General features: G+C 73.1%; 14 protein-coding genes. 3 read left to right on the top strand and 11 right to left on the bottom strand.

The annotated features are described in order from the left end of the window. Positions 1-90 precede the first annotated feature (90 nt). Genes mscL through AB0Q96_RS02215 form a run of 11 tightly spaced genes read right to left on the bottom strand, consistent with a single transcriptional unit; the run spans position 91 to position 10,592 of the window. Positions 91-561, bottom strand: a complete 471-nt coding sequence (mscL, locus tag AB0Q96_RS02265; protein ID WP_365321127.1) for a large conductance mechanosensitive channel protein MscL — start codon at positions 559-561, stop codon at positions 91-93. A gap of 34 nt (positions 562-595) precedes the next feature. Next, positions 596-2,107 (bottom strand): NADH-quinone oxidoreductase subunit N, encoded by a 1,512-nt coding sequence (locus tag AB0Q96_RS02260; RefSeq protein ID WP_365321126.1) that lies wholly within the window; start codon positions 2,105-2,107, stop codon positions 596-598. Then, positions 2,107-3,660, bottom strand: a complete 1,554-nt coding sequence (locus AB0Q96_RS02255) for an NADH-quinone oxidoreductase subunit M (RefSeq protein WP_365321186.1) — start codon at positions 3,658-3,660, stop codon at positions 2,107-2,109. Before AB0Q96_RS02255 ends, AB0Q96_RS02260 begins: the two co-directional genes overlap by 1 nt. A 27-nt stretch (positions 3,661-3,687) precedes the next feature. Then, entirely contained in the window at positions 3,688-5,661 is a 1,974-nt protein-coding gene (locus tag AB0Q96_RS02250; RefSeq protein WP_365321125.1) for an NADH-quinone oxidoreductase subunit L, read from the bottom strand. After that, positions 5,658-5,999 carry an NADH-quinone oxidoreductase subunit NuoK gene (nuoK, locus tag AB0Q96_RS02245; protein ID WP_365321124.1) on the bottom strand — a complete coding sequence of 114 codons (342 nt, stop codon included), beginning with the start codon at positions 5,997-5,999 and terminating at the stop codon, positions 5,658-5,660. The genes AB0Q96_RS02250 and nuoK overlap by 4 nt, the downstream gene beginning before the upstream one ends. Continuing rightward, positions 5,999-6,562, bottom strand: a complete 564-nt coding sequence (locus tag AB0Q96_RS02240; protein ID WP_365321123.1) for an NADH-quinone oxidoreductase subunit J — start codon at positions 6,560-6,562, stop codon at positions 5,999-6,001. The genes nuoK and AB0Q96_RS02240 overlap by 1 nt, the downstream gene beginning before the upstream one ends. Then, complete coding sequence (locus AB0Q96_RS02235) at positions 6,559-7,146, bottom strand: NADH-quinone oxidoreductase subunit I (RefSeq protein WP_365321122.1); 588 nt, start codon at positions 7,144-7,146, stop codon at positions 6,559-6,561. The genes AB0Q96_RS02240 and AB0Q96_RS02235 overlap by 4 nt, the downstream gene beginning before the upstream one ends. A gap of 2 nt (positions 7,147-7,148) precedes the next feature. After that, positions 7,149-8,117: a complex I subunit 1 family protein gene (locus tag AB0Q96_RS02230; RefSeq protein ID WP_365321121.1), complete on the bottom strand. Its 969-nt coding sequence runs from the start codon at positions 8,115-8,117 to the stop codon at positions 7,149-7,151. Beyond that, entirely contained in the window at positions 8,114-9,610 is a 1,497-nt protein-coding gene (locus tag AB0Q96_RS02225) for an NADH-quinone oxidoreductase subunit C (RefSeq protein ID WP_365321120.1), read from the bottom strand. Before AB0Q96_RS02225 ends, AB0Q96_RS02230 begins: the two co-directional genes overlap by 4 nt. Next, complete coding sequence (locus AB0Q96_RS02220) at positions 9,607-10,179, bottom strand: NADH-quinone oxidoreductase subunit B family protein (protein WP_365321119.1); 573 nt, start codon at positions 10,177-10,179, stop codon at positions 9,607-9,609. The genes AB0Q96_RS02225 and AB0Q96_RS02220 overlap by 4 nt, the downstream gene beginning before the upstream one ends. After that, positions 10,170-10,592 (bottom strand): NADH-quinone oxidoreductase subunit A, encoded by a 423-nt coding sequence (locus AB0Q96_RS02215; protein ID WP_365321118.1) that lies wholly within the window; start codon positions 10,590-10,592, stop codon positions 10,170-10,172. Before AB0Q96_RS02215 ends, AB0Q96_RS02220 begins: the two co-directional genes overlap by 10 nt. 193 nt (positions 10,593-10,785) lie before the next feature. On the opposite strand from AB0Q96_RS02215, the gene AB0Q96_RS02210 reads away from it, so the two are divergent. The 3 genes from AB0Q96_RS02210 (at position 10,786) to AB0Q96_RS02200 (ending at position 14,535) form a co-directional block, all read left to right on the top strand. Continuing rightward, positions 10,786-11,970 (top strand): sensor domain-containing protein, encoded by a 1,185-nt coding sequence (locus AB0Q96_RS02210; protein WP_365321117.1) that lies wholly within the window; start codon positions 10,786-10,788, stop codon positions 11,968-11,970. Positions 11,971-12,442: 472 nt separating this feature from the next. After that, the gene (locus AB0Q96_RS02205; RefSeq protein WP_365321116.1) at positions 12,443-13,729 is read left to right on the top strand and encodes a sensor domain-containing protein; all 1,287 of its coding nucleotides are present in this window, start codon (positions 12,443-12,445) and stop codon (positions 13,727-13,729) included. Positions 13,730-13,860: 131 nt separating this feature from the next. Next, complete coding sequence (locus AB0Q96_RS02200; protein ID WP_365321185.1) at positions 13,861-14,535, top strand: response regulator transcription factor; 675 nt, start codon at positions 13,861-13,863, stop codon at positions 14,533-14,535. Positions 14,536-14,691: the final 156 nt, after the last annotated feature.

Genomic DNA, 14,691 nt, shown 5'->3' with positions numbered 1-14,691 from the left:
GTCCAGTGGACCCTCCCCTCCTGGTCAACGCCAGGCGGGAGGCTCGGGTTCCCCGGGCCGCACGGGACGCCGTGTGGGCCGTACGGGTGACTAGCGGGGCGTGGGGACGCCGAACGACTCCAGGTGCGCCTTCTCCGGGGCGTCGGACAGCGGCTCGACCTCGCTGGTGCAGTGGGCGCAGCGGGAGGCGATGGCCGGGATCTCGGTGAAGCAGCGGGGGCAGTCGCGCTTCGCGGACTTCGGGTCGGCCGCCTCCTCCTTGGCGAACTTCGTCTGGATCTTCGTCATGGGGACGACGATCAGGAAGTAGAGGACGGCCGCGGTGATCACGAACGCTATGGCGGCGGCGATGGCCAGGCCGTACGGGAAGACGGTCTTGCCGACGGTGAACTGCGCCTCGCTGAAGTCGCCGACCGAGCCGGTGGCCAGACCGATGAGCGGGGTGATGAACGCCTTGCTGAAGCCGGTCACGACGGCCGTGAAGGCCGAGCCGACAGCGAGGCCGATGGCCATCGAGACGACGTTCCCGCGAAGTATGAAGTCCTTGAAACCGTTCAGCACGGGGTACTGCTCCTTGGTGTGTTCCGTGGGGGGATCAGAAGAGGCTGTTCGCCGCGAAGCGGAGGGCGATCTGCGGGTAGCCCGACAGCACCACGCCCGCGACGGCGGTCAGCGCGACCGCCAGGGTGACGGGGGTGGGGACCCCGGCGCGTACCGTGCGCGGCTCGCCCTCGGCCATGGGCGCGGTCTCCGGCGCCTGGAAGAGCAGCGCGGTCCACCGCAGGTAGTAGTAGAGGGCGATCACGACGTTGACGCCCATGATCACGGCGAGCCAGCCGAGGCCGGCGTCGACGGCGGCCGAGAAGACGGTCACCTTGGCGAAGAGGCCGATGATACCCGGGGGCAGACCGGCCAGATTGAGCAGGAAGAACCCGAGCGCGAGGGCGGCGGCGGGGCGCTCCGCGTACAGGCCGCGGAAGTCGGAGATCCGCGCCTGGGGGTGCGTCCGGGCGACGAGCACCACGACGGCGAAGGCGCCGAGGTTCACGACGGCGTACATCAGGGCGTACGCGACGGTGGCGCCGACCTGGTCGTCGCTGGAGTACGCGGCGGCGGCGATCGGCACCAGGAGGTAGCCGGCCTGGGCGACGGAGGACCAGGCGAGCAGCCGTACCGCGCTCCACGCGCGCGTGGAGCGCTGGCGCAGGGCGGCCACGTTGCCGACGGTCATGGTGAGCGCGGCCAGCACGGCCAGCGCCGGGCCCCACACGTCCGCGTACGAGGGGAAGGCGACGACGGTCACCAGGATGACGCCGGTGAAGCCGACGGCCTTGCCGACCACGGACAGGTAGGCGGCGACGGGCAGCGGGGCGCCCACGTAGGTGTCGGGCACCCAGAAGTGGAAGGGGACGGCGGCGGTCTTGAAGGCGAAGCCGACGAGGGTGAGGACGACGCCCGCCTGGGCGAGGGTCTGCAGCTGGCCCGGGACCCCGCCGAGCCGCGCGGCGACCTCGGTGAGGTGGAGGGTGCCGGTCGCCGCGTAGACGAAGCTGACGCCGAGCAGGGTCACGGCCGTCGCGGTGACCGAGGAGAGGAAGAACTTGAGCGCCGCCTCGCTGGACATGCGGTCGCCGCGGCGCATGCCGACCAGCGCGAAGGCGGGCAGCGAGGCCACTTCGAGGGCGACGACGAGGGTCGCCAGGTCCCGGGCGGCGGGCAGCAGGGCGGCGCCGGCCGCGGAGGACAGCAGCAGGAACCAGTACTCGCCCGCGGGCAGCTTGTCGCGGGTGTCGGCGAGCGACAGCAGCGCGGTCACGAGCGCGCCGCCGAGCACCAGGAACTGGATGACGACGGTGAAGTGGTCGGCGGTGTAGCTGCACGCCCGCAGGGCGGTGTCCGGGGTGAGGCAGAAGGTCGCGCGGTCGCCGCCGCGCAGCGGCACGAGCAGCGCGAGGGCGGCGACGAGGCCGCCGACCGCGGTCCAGCCGAGCAGCTGCTTGCGGGCGGCGGGCACGAAGAGGTCGGCGACGAGGACGCCGACGGCGACCACCGCGGTGAGGGTGGGCGGCGCGATCGTGAGCCAGTCGACGGACTGGACGAGGGACATCACGACTTTCCTCCGGCGAGCAGGCGCTGGACGGCCGGGTCGGTGAGGCCGAGGAGGACCGCGGGCCACAGTCCGGCGAGGACGGTGAGGGCGACGAGCGGGCTCCAGGCCACGACCTCGTACGCCTGGACGTCGGCGATGGCGGCCTCCCCGGCCGGGCGGGGGCCGCCCATGCAGACGCGCCGGACGACGAGGAGCAGGTAGGCGGCGGTGAGGAGGGTGCCGAGGCCGCCGATCGCCATGAAGGTGAGGAAGGCGGGCCGGCTGAGCCCCTCGGCCGGTTCGAAGGCGCCGAACAGGGCGAGCATCTCGCCCCAGAACCCGGCGAGACCCGGCAGGCCGAGGGAGGCGACGGCGGCGAAGGCGAGGAGGGCGCCGAGGCGGGGGGCGCGGCCGTAGAGGGCGGCGCCGGTGGCCCCGGCGAGGGTGTCGAGGTCGGCGGTGCCGTAGCGGTCCTTGAGGGCGCCGACCAGGAAGAAGAGCAGGCCGGTGATGAGGCCGTGGGCGATGTTGGCGAACAGGGCGCCGTTGACGCCGGTGGGGGTCATGGTCGCGATGCCGAGCAGGACGAAGCCCATGTGGCCGACGGAGGAGTAGGCGATCAGGCGCTTGAGGTCGCCCTTGTTGCCGGGCCGTACGAGGGCGAGGCAGGCGAGCGATCCGTAGATGATCCCGGCGACGGCGAAGCCGGCGAGGTACGGGGCGAAGACGCGCATGCCGTCGGGGGCGATCGGCAGCACGATGCGGACGAACCCGTAGGTGCCCATCTTCAGCAGGACGCCGGCGAGGAGCACCGAGCCGACCGTCGGGGCGGCGGTGTGGGCGTCCGGGAGCCAGCTGTGCAGCGGCCACATCGGGGTCTTCACCGCGAGCCCCAGACCGATCGCGAGGACCGCGACGACCTGCACGGACGTGGTCAGGCCCCGGCCGTTGTCAGTGGCCAGTGCCACCATGTCGAACGTGCCCGCCTTCACACCGATGAGGAGGAGACCGAGCAGCATCACGACCGAGCCGAGCAGCGTGTAGAGGATGAACTTCCAGGAGGCGGCCCGCCTCCCCTCGCCGCCCCAGCGGGCGATGAGGAAGTACATCGGGATGAGGACCATCTCGAAGGCCAGGAAGAACAGGACCAGGTCGAGGACGGCGAAGGTCGCGAGGGTGCCGGACTCGAGGACGAGCAGCAGCGCGACGAATGCCTTGGGTGACGGGCCCGAAGGCATCTTGAAGTAGCTGTACAGCGCGCACAGGAAGGTCAGCAGCGCGGTCAGGAGCAGGAGGGGGAGCGAGATGCCGTCGACACCGAGGTGGATGCGCACGCCGAGCGCGTGGATCCAGCTGACGTCCGTCGTGGCCTGCATCGTCGACGGGTGGGCGTGGTCGAAGCCGAGCGCGAGGACGATCGCGGCCAGCAGGATCACGCCGGTGACGGTGACGCCGTGCCGGAGCACGGCCTGGTCGGGCGACTTCCCCTTCAGTCCGGGCGGGGCCGGCAGGAGGGCGGCGACGGCGCCGACCAGCGGTCCGGCGACGATCAACGCGAGAAGGAACTGCATCACGGATTCGCTGATATCGATCACGGCTCACGCTCCGGCGACGTTGGCGAGGACGACGGCGACGATCGCCAGGACGACGGAGCCGGCGAGCAGGGCACTGAGGTAGCTCTGCACGTTGCCGGTCTGGGCGCGGCGGACGAGCCAGCCGAGGCCCTTGGCGCTGTCGGCCGCGCCGCGTACGTAGGTGTCGACGACCTCGCGGTCCAGGAAGCGGACCAGGGAGGCGGCGGCGAGCACGGGGCGGACGAAGGCGGTCCGGTAGACGGCGTCCAGGTGGAAGCCGTCGGCGGCCGGGCGGTGCAGCGGCCCGAGCAGGGCGCGGCCGGGGTCGGCCGGGTCCCGCGCGGGGTGCGGCAGGTCCAGGGCCTCCGCCTCGACCGCGCCCGCCTCGGCGTCGGGGTGGGCGACGGTGGCGCCGGCCGGGACCGCGCGCTTGGGGGCGAGCGCCCGCCAGACGGCGTACAGGACGGCCGCGCCGACGACGGCGAGGCCGGTGCCGAGGACCGCGGTGGTGACGGTCGGGGTCAGCGGCTGCCCGTCGAACCAGTCGTCGAGGTAGGCGGCGGTGAGTCCGAAGCCGAGGGAGGGGATCGCGAGCACCCACAGGACCGTGGTCATGGCGAGCGGCTGCCGGCCGTGGTCCGGGGCCTCGGTGCCCCGGCCGCGGAAGGCGAGCAGCCACAGGCGCATCGCGTACGCGGCGGTGAGCAGCGCCGTCAGCAGGCCGGCGACGAAGACGATCCAGCCGGCCCCGGCGGGGGCGACGGTCGTCTCCCCGGTGGCGGTGTGCTCGGCGGCGACCAGGACGGCTTCCTTGGAGAAGAAGCCGGCGAAGGGCGGGATCGCGGCGAGCGCGAGCAGGCCGACGGTCATCGTCCAGTAGGCGTCGGGGACGCGCTTGGTCAGTCCGCTCATCCGGGACATGGCGGAGAGCGAGTTGGTGCCGGCGGCGTGGATGACCGCGCCCGCGGCGAGGAACAGCAGCGCCTTGAAGGCGCCGTGCGACAGGAGGTGGAAGACGGCGGCCCCGCGGTCGCCGACGGCGAGGGCGCCCGACATGTAGCCGAGCTGGCCGATCGTCGAGTAGGCGAGGACCCGCTTGATGTCGTCCTGGGCGAGCGCGGCGAGCGCCGAGCCGACCATGGTGACCGCGGCCATCACGGCGAGCACGACGAGTGCGGCGGCCGACTCGGTGAAGACGGGCAGCAGCCGGGCCACGAAGTAGATGCCGGCGGCGACCATCGTCGCCGCGTGGATCAGCGCGGAGACGGGGGTGGGGCCGGCCATCGCGTCGGGCAGCCAGGTGTGCAGCGGGAACTGGGCGGACTTGCCGGCCACGCCCGCGAGGAGCAGCAGCGCGATCAGGGTGGGGTGGTCGAGGCCGCCGCTCGCGACGGCGCCGAGGACCCCGGTGATGCGGAAGGTGCCCGCGTCGGTGGCCAGCGCGAAGAGGCCGAACAGGAAGGGGACGTCGCCCAGCTTGGTGACGAGGAACGCCTTCAGGGAGGCCGAGCGGGCCTCGGGGGTCTCCCAGTAGTGCCCGACCAGGAAGTACGAGCAGATGCCCATGATCTCCCAGCCGACCAGGAGCACCATCAGGTCGCCCGAGTAGACGACGAGCAGCATCGCGGAGGTGAAGAGGGAGACCAGCGCCGCGTACGAGGGGTAGCGCGGGTCGTGCCGGAGGTAGCCGGTCGAGTAGACCTGCACGCAGGTCGCGACGGTGCCGACGAGGATCGCGACGAGGGCGGCGAAGCCGTCGATGTGCAGCGCCAGGTCGATCGGGACCGAGCCGGTGGGCGTCAGCTGGGTGGCGGCGTCGATCGCCTTCCCGCCGCCCTGCCGGACGGCGACGGCGACCGCGAGGCCGGCCGCGGTGAGCGTCGGCAGCACGGCGAGCGGGCGCACGAAGCCGGGGGCGGTGCGGCCCAGGAACAGGCCGGCGACGGCGCCGAGGAAGGGGAGGAGGGGGACGAGGACGGCGAGGGTCGTGGTGGTCACGCGGTGGCCTCGGCCTTCTCGTCCTCGGACGGCGATTCCTTGGTGTCGCGGAGCCGGTCGACGTCCGAGGTGCCGCGGTTGCGGTAGACCATCAGGACGATCGCGAGACCGATGCCGATCTCCGCGGCGGCGATGGCGATGGTGAAGAGGGTGAGGGCCTGGCCGGCGTGCAGGGTGTCCCGGAGCCAGACGTCGAAGGCGACCAGGTTGAGGTTGACGGCGTTGAGCATGAGCTCGACGGACATCAGGACCAGGATCGCGTTGCGGCGGGCGAGCACGCCGTACAGGCCGATGGAGAAGAGGAGGGCGGCCAGGACCGCCGGATAGACGAGGTGCATCAGTCCCGCTCCCCCTCGGTGGTGCGCTTCGACAGGACGATCGCTCCGACCAGGGCCGCCAGCAGCAGCACCGACAGCGCCTCGAAGGGCAGCACCCAGTGCCGGAAGAGGATCTCGCCGGTCACCGCGGTGGAGCCCTGGACGGTCCCGCCGGGCCCTTCGAGCTCGATCCAGGTGGTGCGGAAGGCGTCCACGACCACCCAGACCAGGGCCGCCGCGGCCACGACCGCGACGGCCAGGGCGACCGGCCGGTTGCCCGAGTCGGAGTCCGGGGAGCGGCCGATGGGGGCCTTGGTGAGCATGAGCCCGAAGAGGAGGAGGACGACGACCGAGCCGACGTAGATCAGCACCTGGACCCAGGCGATGAACTCGGCGGTCAGCAGCAGGTACTCGACGGCGACGCCGCCGAGCGCCACGACCAGCCACAGGGCGGCGTGCACGAGCTGCTTGGTGGTGACCGTGACGAGGGCCGCGCCGACGGTGACGAGGCCGACGAGGACGAAGGCGATCTCGACGCCGGTGGGCGACAGGAAGCCGTGGGCGTTCGGGGCGGCGAGGATCACTGCTGCTCCCCCTCGGGCGCCTCGGGCGCGGCCTGGGCCGCCTGGGCCGCCTCGGCCGCGGCCTGGGCCGCCGCCTTCTCGGCCGCCTTGCGGGCCGCGGCGATCTCCTTCGGCTCCTCGGCGCGCGGGTCGAGCGCGGGCGGCTCCGGGACGGTCCACATCCACTCGCGCAGCTTGTCGCGCTCGTGCGTCAGCTCGTGGATGTCGGTCTCCGCGTACTCGAACTCGGGTGACCAGAACAGCGCGTCGAAGGGGCACACCTCGATGCAGATACCGCAGTACATGCAGAGGGAGAAGTCGATCGCGAAGCGGTCCAGGACGTTGCGGCTGCGCTCGCGCCCGCCGGGGGCCGCCGCGGGCACCGTCTCCTTGTGGGAGTCGATGTAGATGCACCAGTCGGGGCACTCGCGGGCGCACAGCATGCAGACCGTGCAGTTCTCCTCGAACAGCCCGATCACCCCGCGGGTGCGGGGCGGCAGCTCGGGCTGGGCCTCCGGGTACTGCGCGGTGACGCTCTTGCGGGTCATCGTGCGGAGGGTGACGGCGAGGCCCTTGGCGAGGCCGGAGCCGGGGATCGGAGCCATGGTTACTGGATCGCCACCTTCACGATGCCGGTCAGCGCGATCTGCGCGAGGGCGAGCGGTACGAGGGTCGTCCAGGCCAGCTTCTGGAGCTGGTCCTCGCGCAGCCGGGGGTACGACACGCGCAGCCAGATCACGACGAAGGCCAGGACGGCGGTCTTGAGCAGGGTCCACACCCAGCCGAGGCCGTCGGCGCCGAACGGGCCGTGCCAGCCGCCGAGGAAGAGGACGGTGGTCAGACCGCACAGGACGACGATGCCCGCGTACTCGGCGAGCAGGAACAGCGCGAAGCGGAGACCGGTGTACTCCGTGTACGCGCCGAAGATGATCTCCGAGTCGGCGACGGGCATGTCGAACGGCGGGCGCTGGAGCTCGGCGAGGCCCGCGGTGAAGAAGACGAGCGCGCCGACGATCTGCCAGGGCACCCACCACCACGCGAAGGCGTTCAGGATCCCCGGCAGCGAGACCGTGCCGGCCGCCATCGCGACGGACGCGGCGGCGAGCAGCATCGGCAGCTCGTACGCGAGCAGCTGGGCGGCGGTACGGAGACCGCCGAGCAGCGAGAACTTGTTGGCCGAGGCCCAGCCCGCCATCAGGCTGCCGAGCACGCCGACGCCCATCACCGCGAGCACGAAGAAGATGCCCGCGTCGATCACCTGTCCGACCGCGCCCTCGCTCGGCCCGATCGGGATCGCGACCAGCACGAGCAGGTACGGCAGGAGCGCGACGGCCGGCGCGAGCTGGAAGACCCGCCGGTCGGCCGCGGCCGGCACGACGTCCTCCTTCTGCGCGAACTTCACCCCGTCCGCGACGAGCTGCGCCCAGCCGTGGAAACCGCCCGCGTACATGGGGCCGAGGCGGCCCTGCATGTGCGCCATGACCTTGTGTTCCGTCTGCCCGACGACGAGCGGCAGCACGAGGAAGACCGCGAAGACGATGAGCAGGCGGAGGGCGACGTCGAGTACGTCGTTCACGCGGGATCGCCTCCGGCGGGGGTGTCGTGGGGGTCGGCGGGCGGGGGGTTCGGAGCCGGGGGGTTCGGAGCCGGCTCGTCGGGGGCCGGCTCGCTGGGAGCCGCGTCCTTCGGAGCCGGGGCGTCGGGAGTCGGCCCGTCCGGAGCCGCGTCCTTCGAAGCCGAGGCGTCGGGAGTCGGCCCGTCGGGATTCGGCTCGCTGGGAGCCGCATCCTTCGGGGCCGGGGCCGGGGCATCCGGAGCCGCGTCCTTCGGAGCCGCCTCCTTCGGGCCGGCGTCCTCTTCGGCCGCGGGCTTCTCGCCGGCCGCGGACTTCTCGTCCGCCGCGGGCTTCTCGTCGAACGCCGGGCGGGCGTGGTGCCACGGGGCGTCCGCGCTGCGGGTGCGGGGCGCGGGCTTCTCCTGCGCCTCGGGTGCCGGGGCGGCGGGTGCCTCGGGAGCCGGGGTGCCGGAGCCTTCGGCGGGTACGGGGGTGCCGGAGCCCTCGGCGGGCGCCGGGGTCTCGGCGCGCTGGCTCGCCGAGCCCGCGCTCGCGCTGCGGGAGCGGCGGACCGGGGCGGACGGGTCCGCCTGGCTCGTCTGGCTCGCGGAGCCGTCCGACGCCGAACGCGACCGGCGGACCGGAGCCGACGGATCCGCCTGGCTCGTCTGGCTCGCCGAGCCCTCCGACGCCGAACGCGACCGGCGGACCGGAGCCGACGGATCCGGCCGGCTCGTCTGGCTCGGCTCGCTGGGCTCGTTCGGCGGGGGCGGCTGGCTTGCCGAGCCCTCTGTGACCGAGCGGGAGCGGCGAGGCGGGGTCGCGGGGGCCGGCTGGGTGGTCGAGCCCTCGGCTGTCGTGCGGGTGCGGCGGGCCGGTCGGTCGCCGGCGGCGGCGCGGGCCGGGCGGGCGGGGGCCGGGGGGAGCTGGCCCTTCAGGGGGCCCCACTCGTTGGGGTCGGGGACGCCCGGCGGGAGCATCTGGCGCCGCTTGGGCGCGTTCGGGTCGTGCGACTCGCCCGGTTCCTTGGCGCCAGGCCATGCCTTGGCCACGCGGGCGGCGAGGACGAAGTCCTTGCGGAGGGGGTGGCCCTCGAAGTTCTCGGGGAGGAGCAGGTGGACCAGGTGCGGGTGGTCCGTGAAGGTCACGCCGAACATCTCGTACGTCTCGCGCTCGTGCCAGGCCGCCCCCGCGTACACCGCGATGGCGGACGGCAGGGAGGGCGCCGCGTGCGGGACCGTCGTACGGAGCATGAGGCGGCGGACGTGGCCGGTGCCGAGCGAGGCCACGTGGGCGCAGACGCGGAAGCCCGTGCCGGGCTCGTCGACCGCGCTGAGCCAGTCGAAGTAGGTGCAGCCCAGCTTGTCGCGGGCGATCTCCAGCGCGGCGATCCAGGAGGCCGTGGGGACGTCGACGGTCAGCAGGTCGTAGGCCCGCTCCGCGGTCGCCTCCTCGCCGAAGAGCTCCGTGACCGCGTCGGGGAGGGTGTCGTAGGCGTTCCGGTCCGGCGTCATGCCGTCGCTCCCGGCTCCGGGGGCCGCACGAGGCCGCTGGTCAGCTGCGCGACCGAGGGCGCGCCGGCGCCGTAGCGCTCGCCGAGGCTCTCGTTCGCGATCTTCTCCTGGAGTTTGAGGATGCCCTGGAGGAGGGCTTCCGGGCGCGGCGGGCAGCCGGGCACGTAGACGTCGACCGGGATGATCTGGTCGACGCCCTTGGTGACCGAGTACGAGTCCCAGTACGGTCCGCCGCAGTTCGAGCAGGCGCCGAAGGAGATGACGTACTTGGGTTCCGGCATCTGCTCGTAGAGGCGCTTCACCGCGGGCGCCATCTTGTCGGTGACCGTGCCGGAGACGATCATCAGGTCGGCCTGGCGCGGGCCCGGCGCGAAGGGGATCACGCCGAGCCGGATGAAGTCGTGGCGGGCCATCGACGCGGCGATGAACTCGATCGCGCAGCAGGCGAGGCCGAAGTTGAAGACCCACAGGCTGTAGCGGCGGCCCCAGTTGAGGACCACCTTCATCGGCTCGGGGGCCAGGCGGGCGAGCGGGCCCAGCTTGGGGGCCGGCAGGGGTGTTACGTCCATGCCAGGACGCCCTTCTTGTACGCGTAGAGCAGTCCCACGGCCAGGAAGCCGAGGAAGACGAACATCTCGACCAGCGTCGTCGCCCCGTAGCCGGGCGCGGCGAAGACCGTGGCCCAGGGGAAGAGGAAGATCGAGTCGACCGCGAAGATGACGTAGAGGAAGGCGTAGACGTAGTAGCGGACCTGGGTGTGGGCCCAGCCCTCGCCGACCGGGTCGACGCCGCACTCGTACGTCAGCAGCTTCTCGGGGGTCGGCACGACGGGCCGCAGCAGCCGGCCCGCGCCGAACGCGACGGCGACGAAGAGGACGCCGACGACGGCCAGCAGCCCGACGACGGAGTACGTCTGAAAGTAGTCCGCCGCGACAAGAACGGTCGGTTCCGGCACGTCCGCCCCTCGGTCTCGTTGTCTCATCCGGTGTGTTTACGCACGCGAGTCTAGGCCCTGCTAAAGGGACCGTAAGCAGTCCGGGGCGGGGTTCGGGGCCGGTTCCCGGGCCTGTTCCCGGGTCGGTTCCCGGGTCGGTTCCCGGGTGGGGTTATCCCCCCTCCGCTTCACCGACCTCCCCCATGGCGTGTCCGGGTGCCCAACCGGCAGCCTTGTCCTCATGAGTGACCACACCGCCACCGAAACCGACGCCGGCACGCCTCCGCCGCCCGCGCGTCTCGCGTACGACCGGTACACCTGGAAGGAGGTCGCGCACCTCCTCGCCGATCTGCCCTGCGCGCTGGCGGGTTTCGTGTACTCCGTCGTGACGATCGCGCTCGGCGTCGGGCTCGCCGTGACCGTGATCGGTCTGCCGCTGCTCGCGCTCGGGCTCGCCGGGGCGCGCGGCATGGCGCGGGCGGAGCGGGCCCGGGCCCGGGCGTTGCTGGGCGTACGGGTCGAGGAGCCGAGCCGGCTGCCCCGCCGGCACGGGTTCTTCGGCTGGCTGTGGGCGCAGCTGAAGGACCCGGTGGCGTGGCGGAGCCAGCTGTACGGCTTCGTCCGGCTGCCGTGGGGCATCGTGACGTTCACGGTGACCCTGGTGTCGCTGTTCGTGCTGTGGCCGGTGCTGCCGTTCCTGGCCCGTGGCCTCGGCAACGTCGACCGGGCCATGGTCCGCGGGCTGCTGTCGCCCTCGGACGAGCTGGAGCGGCGGATCGCCGAGCTGGAGTCGGACCGGGGGGTCGTGGTGGACACCGCGGCCGCCGATCTGCGCCGCATCGAGCGCGATCTGCACGACGGCGCGCAGGCGCGGCTGGTGGCGCTCGCGATGGGGCTGGGGCTCGCGAAGGAGAAGCTGCTGGACGACCCGGACGCGGCGGCGCTGATGGTCGACGAGGCGCACGGCGAGGTGAAGCTGGCGCTCCAGGAGCTGCGCGATCTGGCCCGGGGCATCCACCCGGCCGTCCTCACCGACCGCGGCCTCGACGCGGCCCTCTCCGCGATCGCCGCGCGCTGCACCGTCCCCGTCAAGGTGGGCGTCGACCTGCCGGCCCGGCCCGCGGAGGCCATCGAGGGCATCGCGTACTTCACCGTCTCCGAACTGCTCCAGAACGTCTCCAAGCACGCCCGGGCCCGGGCGGCCTCGGTGGAGGTGTGGCGGTCCGAGGACCGGCTGATGATCCAGGTCCGCGACGACGGCGTGGGCGGGGCGCGCCTGGACGGCGGCGGTACGGGCATGGCGGGGCTCGCGGAGCGGCTCGGCGCGGTCGACGGGCTGTTCGTCGTGGACTCGCCGGAGGGCGGCCCGACGGTGGTGACGGCGGAACTGCCGTGGCGCGACCGGGCGCCGGCGGGCGGCCGGTAGGACCTGCCGGACGCGACGGCCCGGGTCCCCGGGCCCCGGACGCCCGGGACCGCCCGCCCCGGCCGCCGACCCCCGGGCCTGCACGCCCGGCTCCCGGGCCCCAGGCCACACACGCCGGCCCCCGGAATCCGGGGCCCGCACGCCAGGCCCCCGGACTCCCGGCCACACACCCGCCCCCCCGGGGCCCCGCACCCCGGGCCCGCACCCCCGGCTCCCGGGCCCGGGCCCCTTCACCCCGCACCCCCGGGCCCGCACCCCCGGCTCCCGGGCCCGGGCCCCTTCACCCCGCACCCCCGGGCCGCACGCCCGGCCCCAGGACTCCCGGCCACACACGCCCGGCCCCCGGGCCCCCGCACCCCTCCGGTAGGGAAAACCCCCCACCGCAGACGCCGACCCTCCTCATGGTCCGGACCCCTCCCCTCCCGGGAGGCTGGAAGCGACCGACCGACCGCGTGAGAAACGGAACCTTCCGATGGCCTCCCCCCGTCTGCCCGCCGCCGTCCGCGCGCCGTTCGAAGGGCGCACCTGGCGTGAGCTCGGCTACGTCCTGCTCGGTTTTCCGCTGAGCGTCGTCTACTTCTGCTTCGCCGTGTCCTTCTTCTCCGCCGGGGCCGGGCTGCTCATCACCTTCCTGGGCATCCCGGTGCTGGCCGGCACGCTCGCGATGTGCCGGGGCTTCGGCTCGGTGGAGCGGGCGCGGGCGCGGGGGCTGCTGCGGCTGGACGTGGGGGCGCCGGAGCCGGTGCGCGGCCGGACCGGCGGGGCGCTGTCGTGGATGGGCGCGATGCTGAAGAGCGGGGCGTCCTGGCGGCACCTGCTCTACGCGCTGCTGCACCTGCCGTGGGCCGTCTTCTCCTTCTCCGTGGCGCTCGCGCTGTGGACCTGGGGCTGGAGCCTGTTCACGTATCCGCTGTGGCAGTGGGTGTTCCCGATGTACGCGGGTCAGGCCGGGCTCCAGCTGTACGGGGACGACACGCACTCCTTCTACCTGGACTCGGGTTTCGAGATCGCGTTCACCAGCCTGGTGGGCCTGCTGTTCGTGCTGGTCGGACCGTGGGTGCTGCGGGGCCTGGTGGCGGTGGACCGGCTGATGCTGTCGGGGCTGCTCGGGCCGTCCCGGCTGGCCTCGCGGGTGTCGGAGCTGGAGTCGGACCGGGGCGTGATGGTGGACACGGCCGCCGCCGACCTGCGGCGCATCGAGCGGGACCTGCACGACGGGGCGCAGGCCCGGCTGGTGTCGCTGGCGATGGACCTGGGTCTGGCGAAGGAGAAGCTGGCGCACGATCCGCTGGCCGCGGCGGCGATGGTCGACGAGGCGCACGGCGAGGTGAAGCTGGCGCTCCAGGAGCTGCGCGATCTGGCCCGGGGCATCCACCCGGCCGTCCTCACCGACCGCGGTCTGGACGCGGCGCTCTCGGCGGTCGCCGCGCGGTGCACCGTTCCGGTGACGGTGGAGGTGGAGCTGCCGGGCCGCCCGGTCGCGGCGATCGAGGGCATCGCGTACTTCACCGTCTCCGAGCTGCTCCAGAACGTCTCCAAGCACGCGCGGGCCCGGCGGGCCTGGGTGGACGTGTGGCGGTCCGAGGACCGGCTGATGATCCAGGTCCGTGACGACGGCGTGGGCGGGGCGGCGCCGGCGGAGGGGCGGGGCCTGGCGGGGCTCGCGGAGCGCCTGGACGCGGTCGACGGCGTCCTCGCGGTGGACTCCCCGGCGGGCGGCCCGACGACGGTCACGGCGGAGCTGCCCTGGCGGGTGTGACGGCCGGGGGGGCCTCCCGCTCCCCACTCGCCGAGTTGAACCCCCGCGCCCTCTCGCGCGTCCCTTCTGCTGCGATGCTTGCGATGCTGAGGAGTGCTCAGCACGGGCAGAAAGGCAGGGCCGTGACGGACATGGGCGCGGAGGCGGTACGGGTGGTCATCGCCGAGGATTCGGTGCTGCTCCGTGAAGGTCTGACCCGGCTCCTCACCGACTTGGGGCACGAGGTCGTGGCCGGGGTGGGTGACGGCGAGGCGCTGGTGAAGACGGTGTCCGATCTGGCGGCCGAGGGGGCGTTGCCGGACGTGGTGGTGGCGGACGTGCGGATGCCGCCGACGCACACGGACGAGGGCGTGCGGGCGGCGGTGCGGCTGCGCAAGGAGCATCCGGGGATCGGGGTGCTGGTGCTGTCGCAGTACGTGGAGGAGCAGTACGCCACGGAGCTGCTGGCCGGCTCCAGCGTGGGGGTCGGCTATCTGCTGAAGGACCGGGTCGCGGAGGTCCGGGAGTTCGTGGACGCGGTGGTGCGGGTGGCCCGGGGCGGCACGGCGCTGGATCCGGAGGTGGTGGCGCAGCTGCTGGGCCGGAGCCGTAAGCAGGACGTGCTGGCGGCGCTGACGCCCCGGGAGCGCGAGGTGCTGGGGCTGATGGCGGAGGGGCGTACGAATTCGGCCATTGCCCGGCAGCTGGTGGTGAGCGACGGCGCGGTGGAGAAGCACATCAGCAACATCTTCATGAAGCTGGGCCTCTCGCCGAGTGACGGGGATCACCGTCGGGTACTCGCGGTGCTGACCTATCTCAATTCCTGATTGCCTGACACCCTGTCAGATACCGGGAACGCCACCGCGTGACCGACAATGGACGGAGCGTGACCCTCGGTGGACCCGGGGGTTCGCAGAGCGAGACAATTGACAAGAAAAGGACGTCCCAGGCGTCTCAAAACAGCGTCCACCATGCGAGAAGTG

Source organism: Streptomyces sp. NPDC093111 (assembly GCF_040683955.1).
Lineage (GTDB): Bacteria > Actinomycetota > Actinomycetes > Streptomycetales > Streptomycetaceae > Streptomyces.
The sequence above is the reverse complement of the archived record's forward strand: the minus strand, read 5'-3'. Positions and strand labels throughout refer to the sequence as shown.

What these genes read in the sequence shown, in the direction of transcription:
- AB0Q96_RS02220 (WP_365321119.1), bottom strand. Translation starts at nt 10,179, where the DNA reads ATGGACGTAACACCCCTGCCGGCCCCCAAGCTGGGCCCGCTCGCCCGC.
- AB0Q96_RS02235 (WP_365321122.1), bottom strand. Translation starts at nt 7,146, where the DNA reads ATGGCTCCGATCCCCGGCTCCGGCCTCGCCAAGGGCCTCGCCGTCACC.
- nuoK (WP_365321124.1), bottom strand. Translation starts at nt 5,999, where the DNA reads ATGCACCTCGTCTATCCGGCGGTCCTGGCCGCCCTCCTCTTCTCCATC.
- AB0Q96_RS02215 (WP_365321118.1), bottom strand. Translation starts at nt 10,592, where the DNA reads ATGAGACAACGAGACCGAGGGGCGGACGTGCCGGAACCGACCGTTCTT.
- AB0Q96_RS02205 (WP_365321116.1), top strand. Translation starts at nt 12,443, where the DNA reads ATGGCCTCCCCCCGTCTGCCCGCCGCCGTCCGCGCGCCGTTCGAAGGG.
- AB0Q96_RS02225 (WP_365321120.1), bottom strand. Translation starts at nt 9,610, where the DNA reads ATGACGCCGGACCGGAACGCCTACGACACCCTCCCCGACGCGGTCACG.
- AB0Q96_RS02210 (WP_365321117.1), top strand. Translation starts at nt 10,786, where the DNA reads ATGAGTGACCACACCGCCACCGAAACCGACGCCGGCACGCCTCCGCCG.
- AB0Q96_RS02260 (WP_365321126.1), bottom strand. Translation starts at nt 2,107, where the DNA reads ATGTCCCTCGTCCAGTCCGTCGACTGGCTCACGATCGCGCCGCCCACC.
- AB0Q96_RS02200 (WP_365321185.1), top strand. Translation starts at nt 13,861, where the DNA reads ATGGGCGCGGAGGCGGTACGGGTGGTCATCGCCGAGGATTCGGTGCTG.
- AB0Q96_RS02255 (WP_365321186.1), bottom strand. Translation starts at nt 3,660, where the DNA reads ATGCAGTTCCTTCTCGCGTTGATCGTCGCCGGACCGCTGGTCGGCGCC.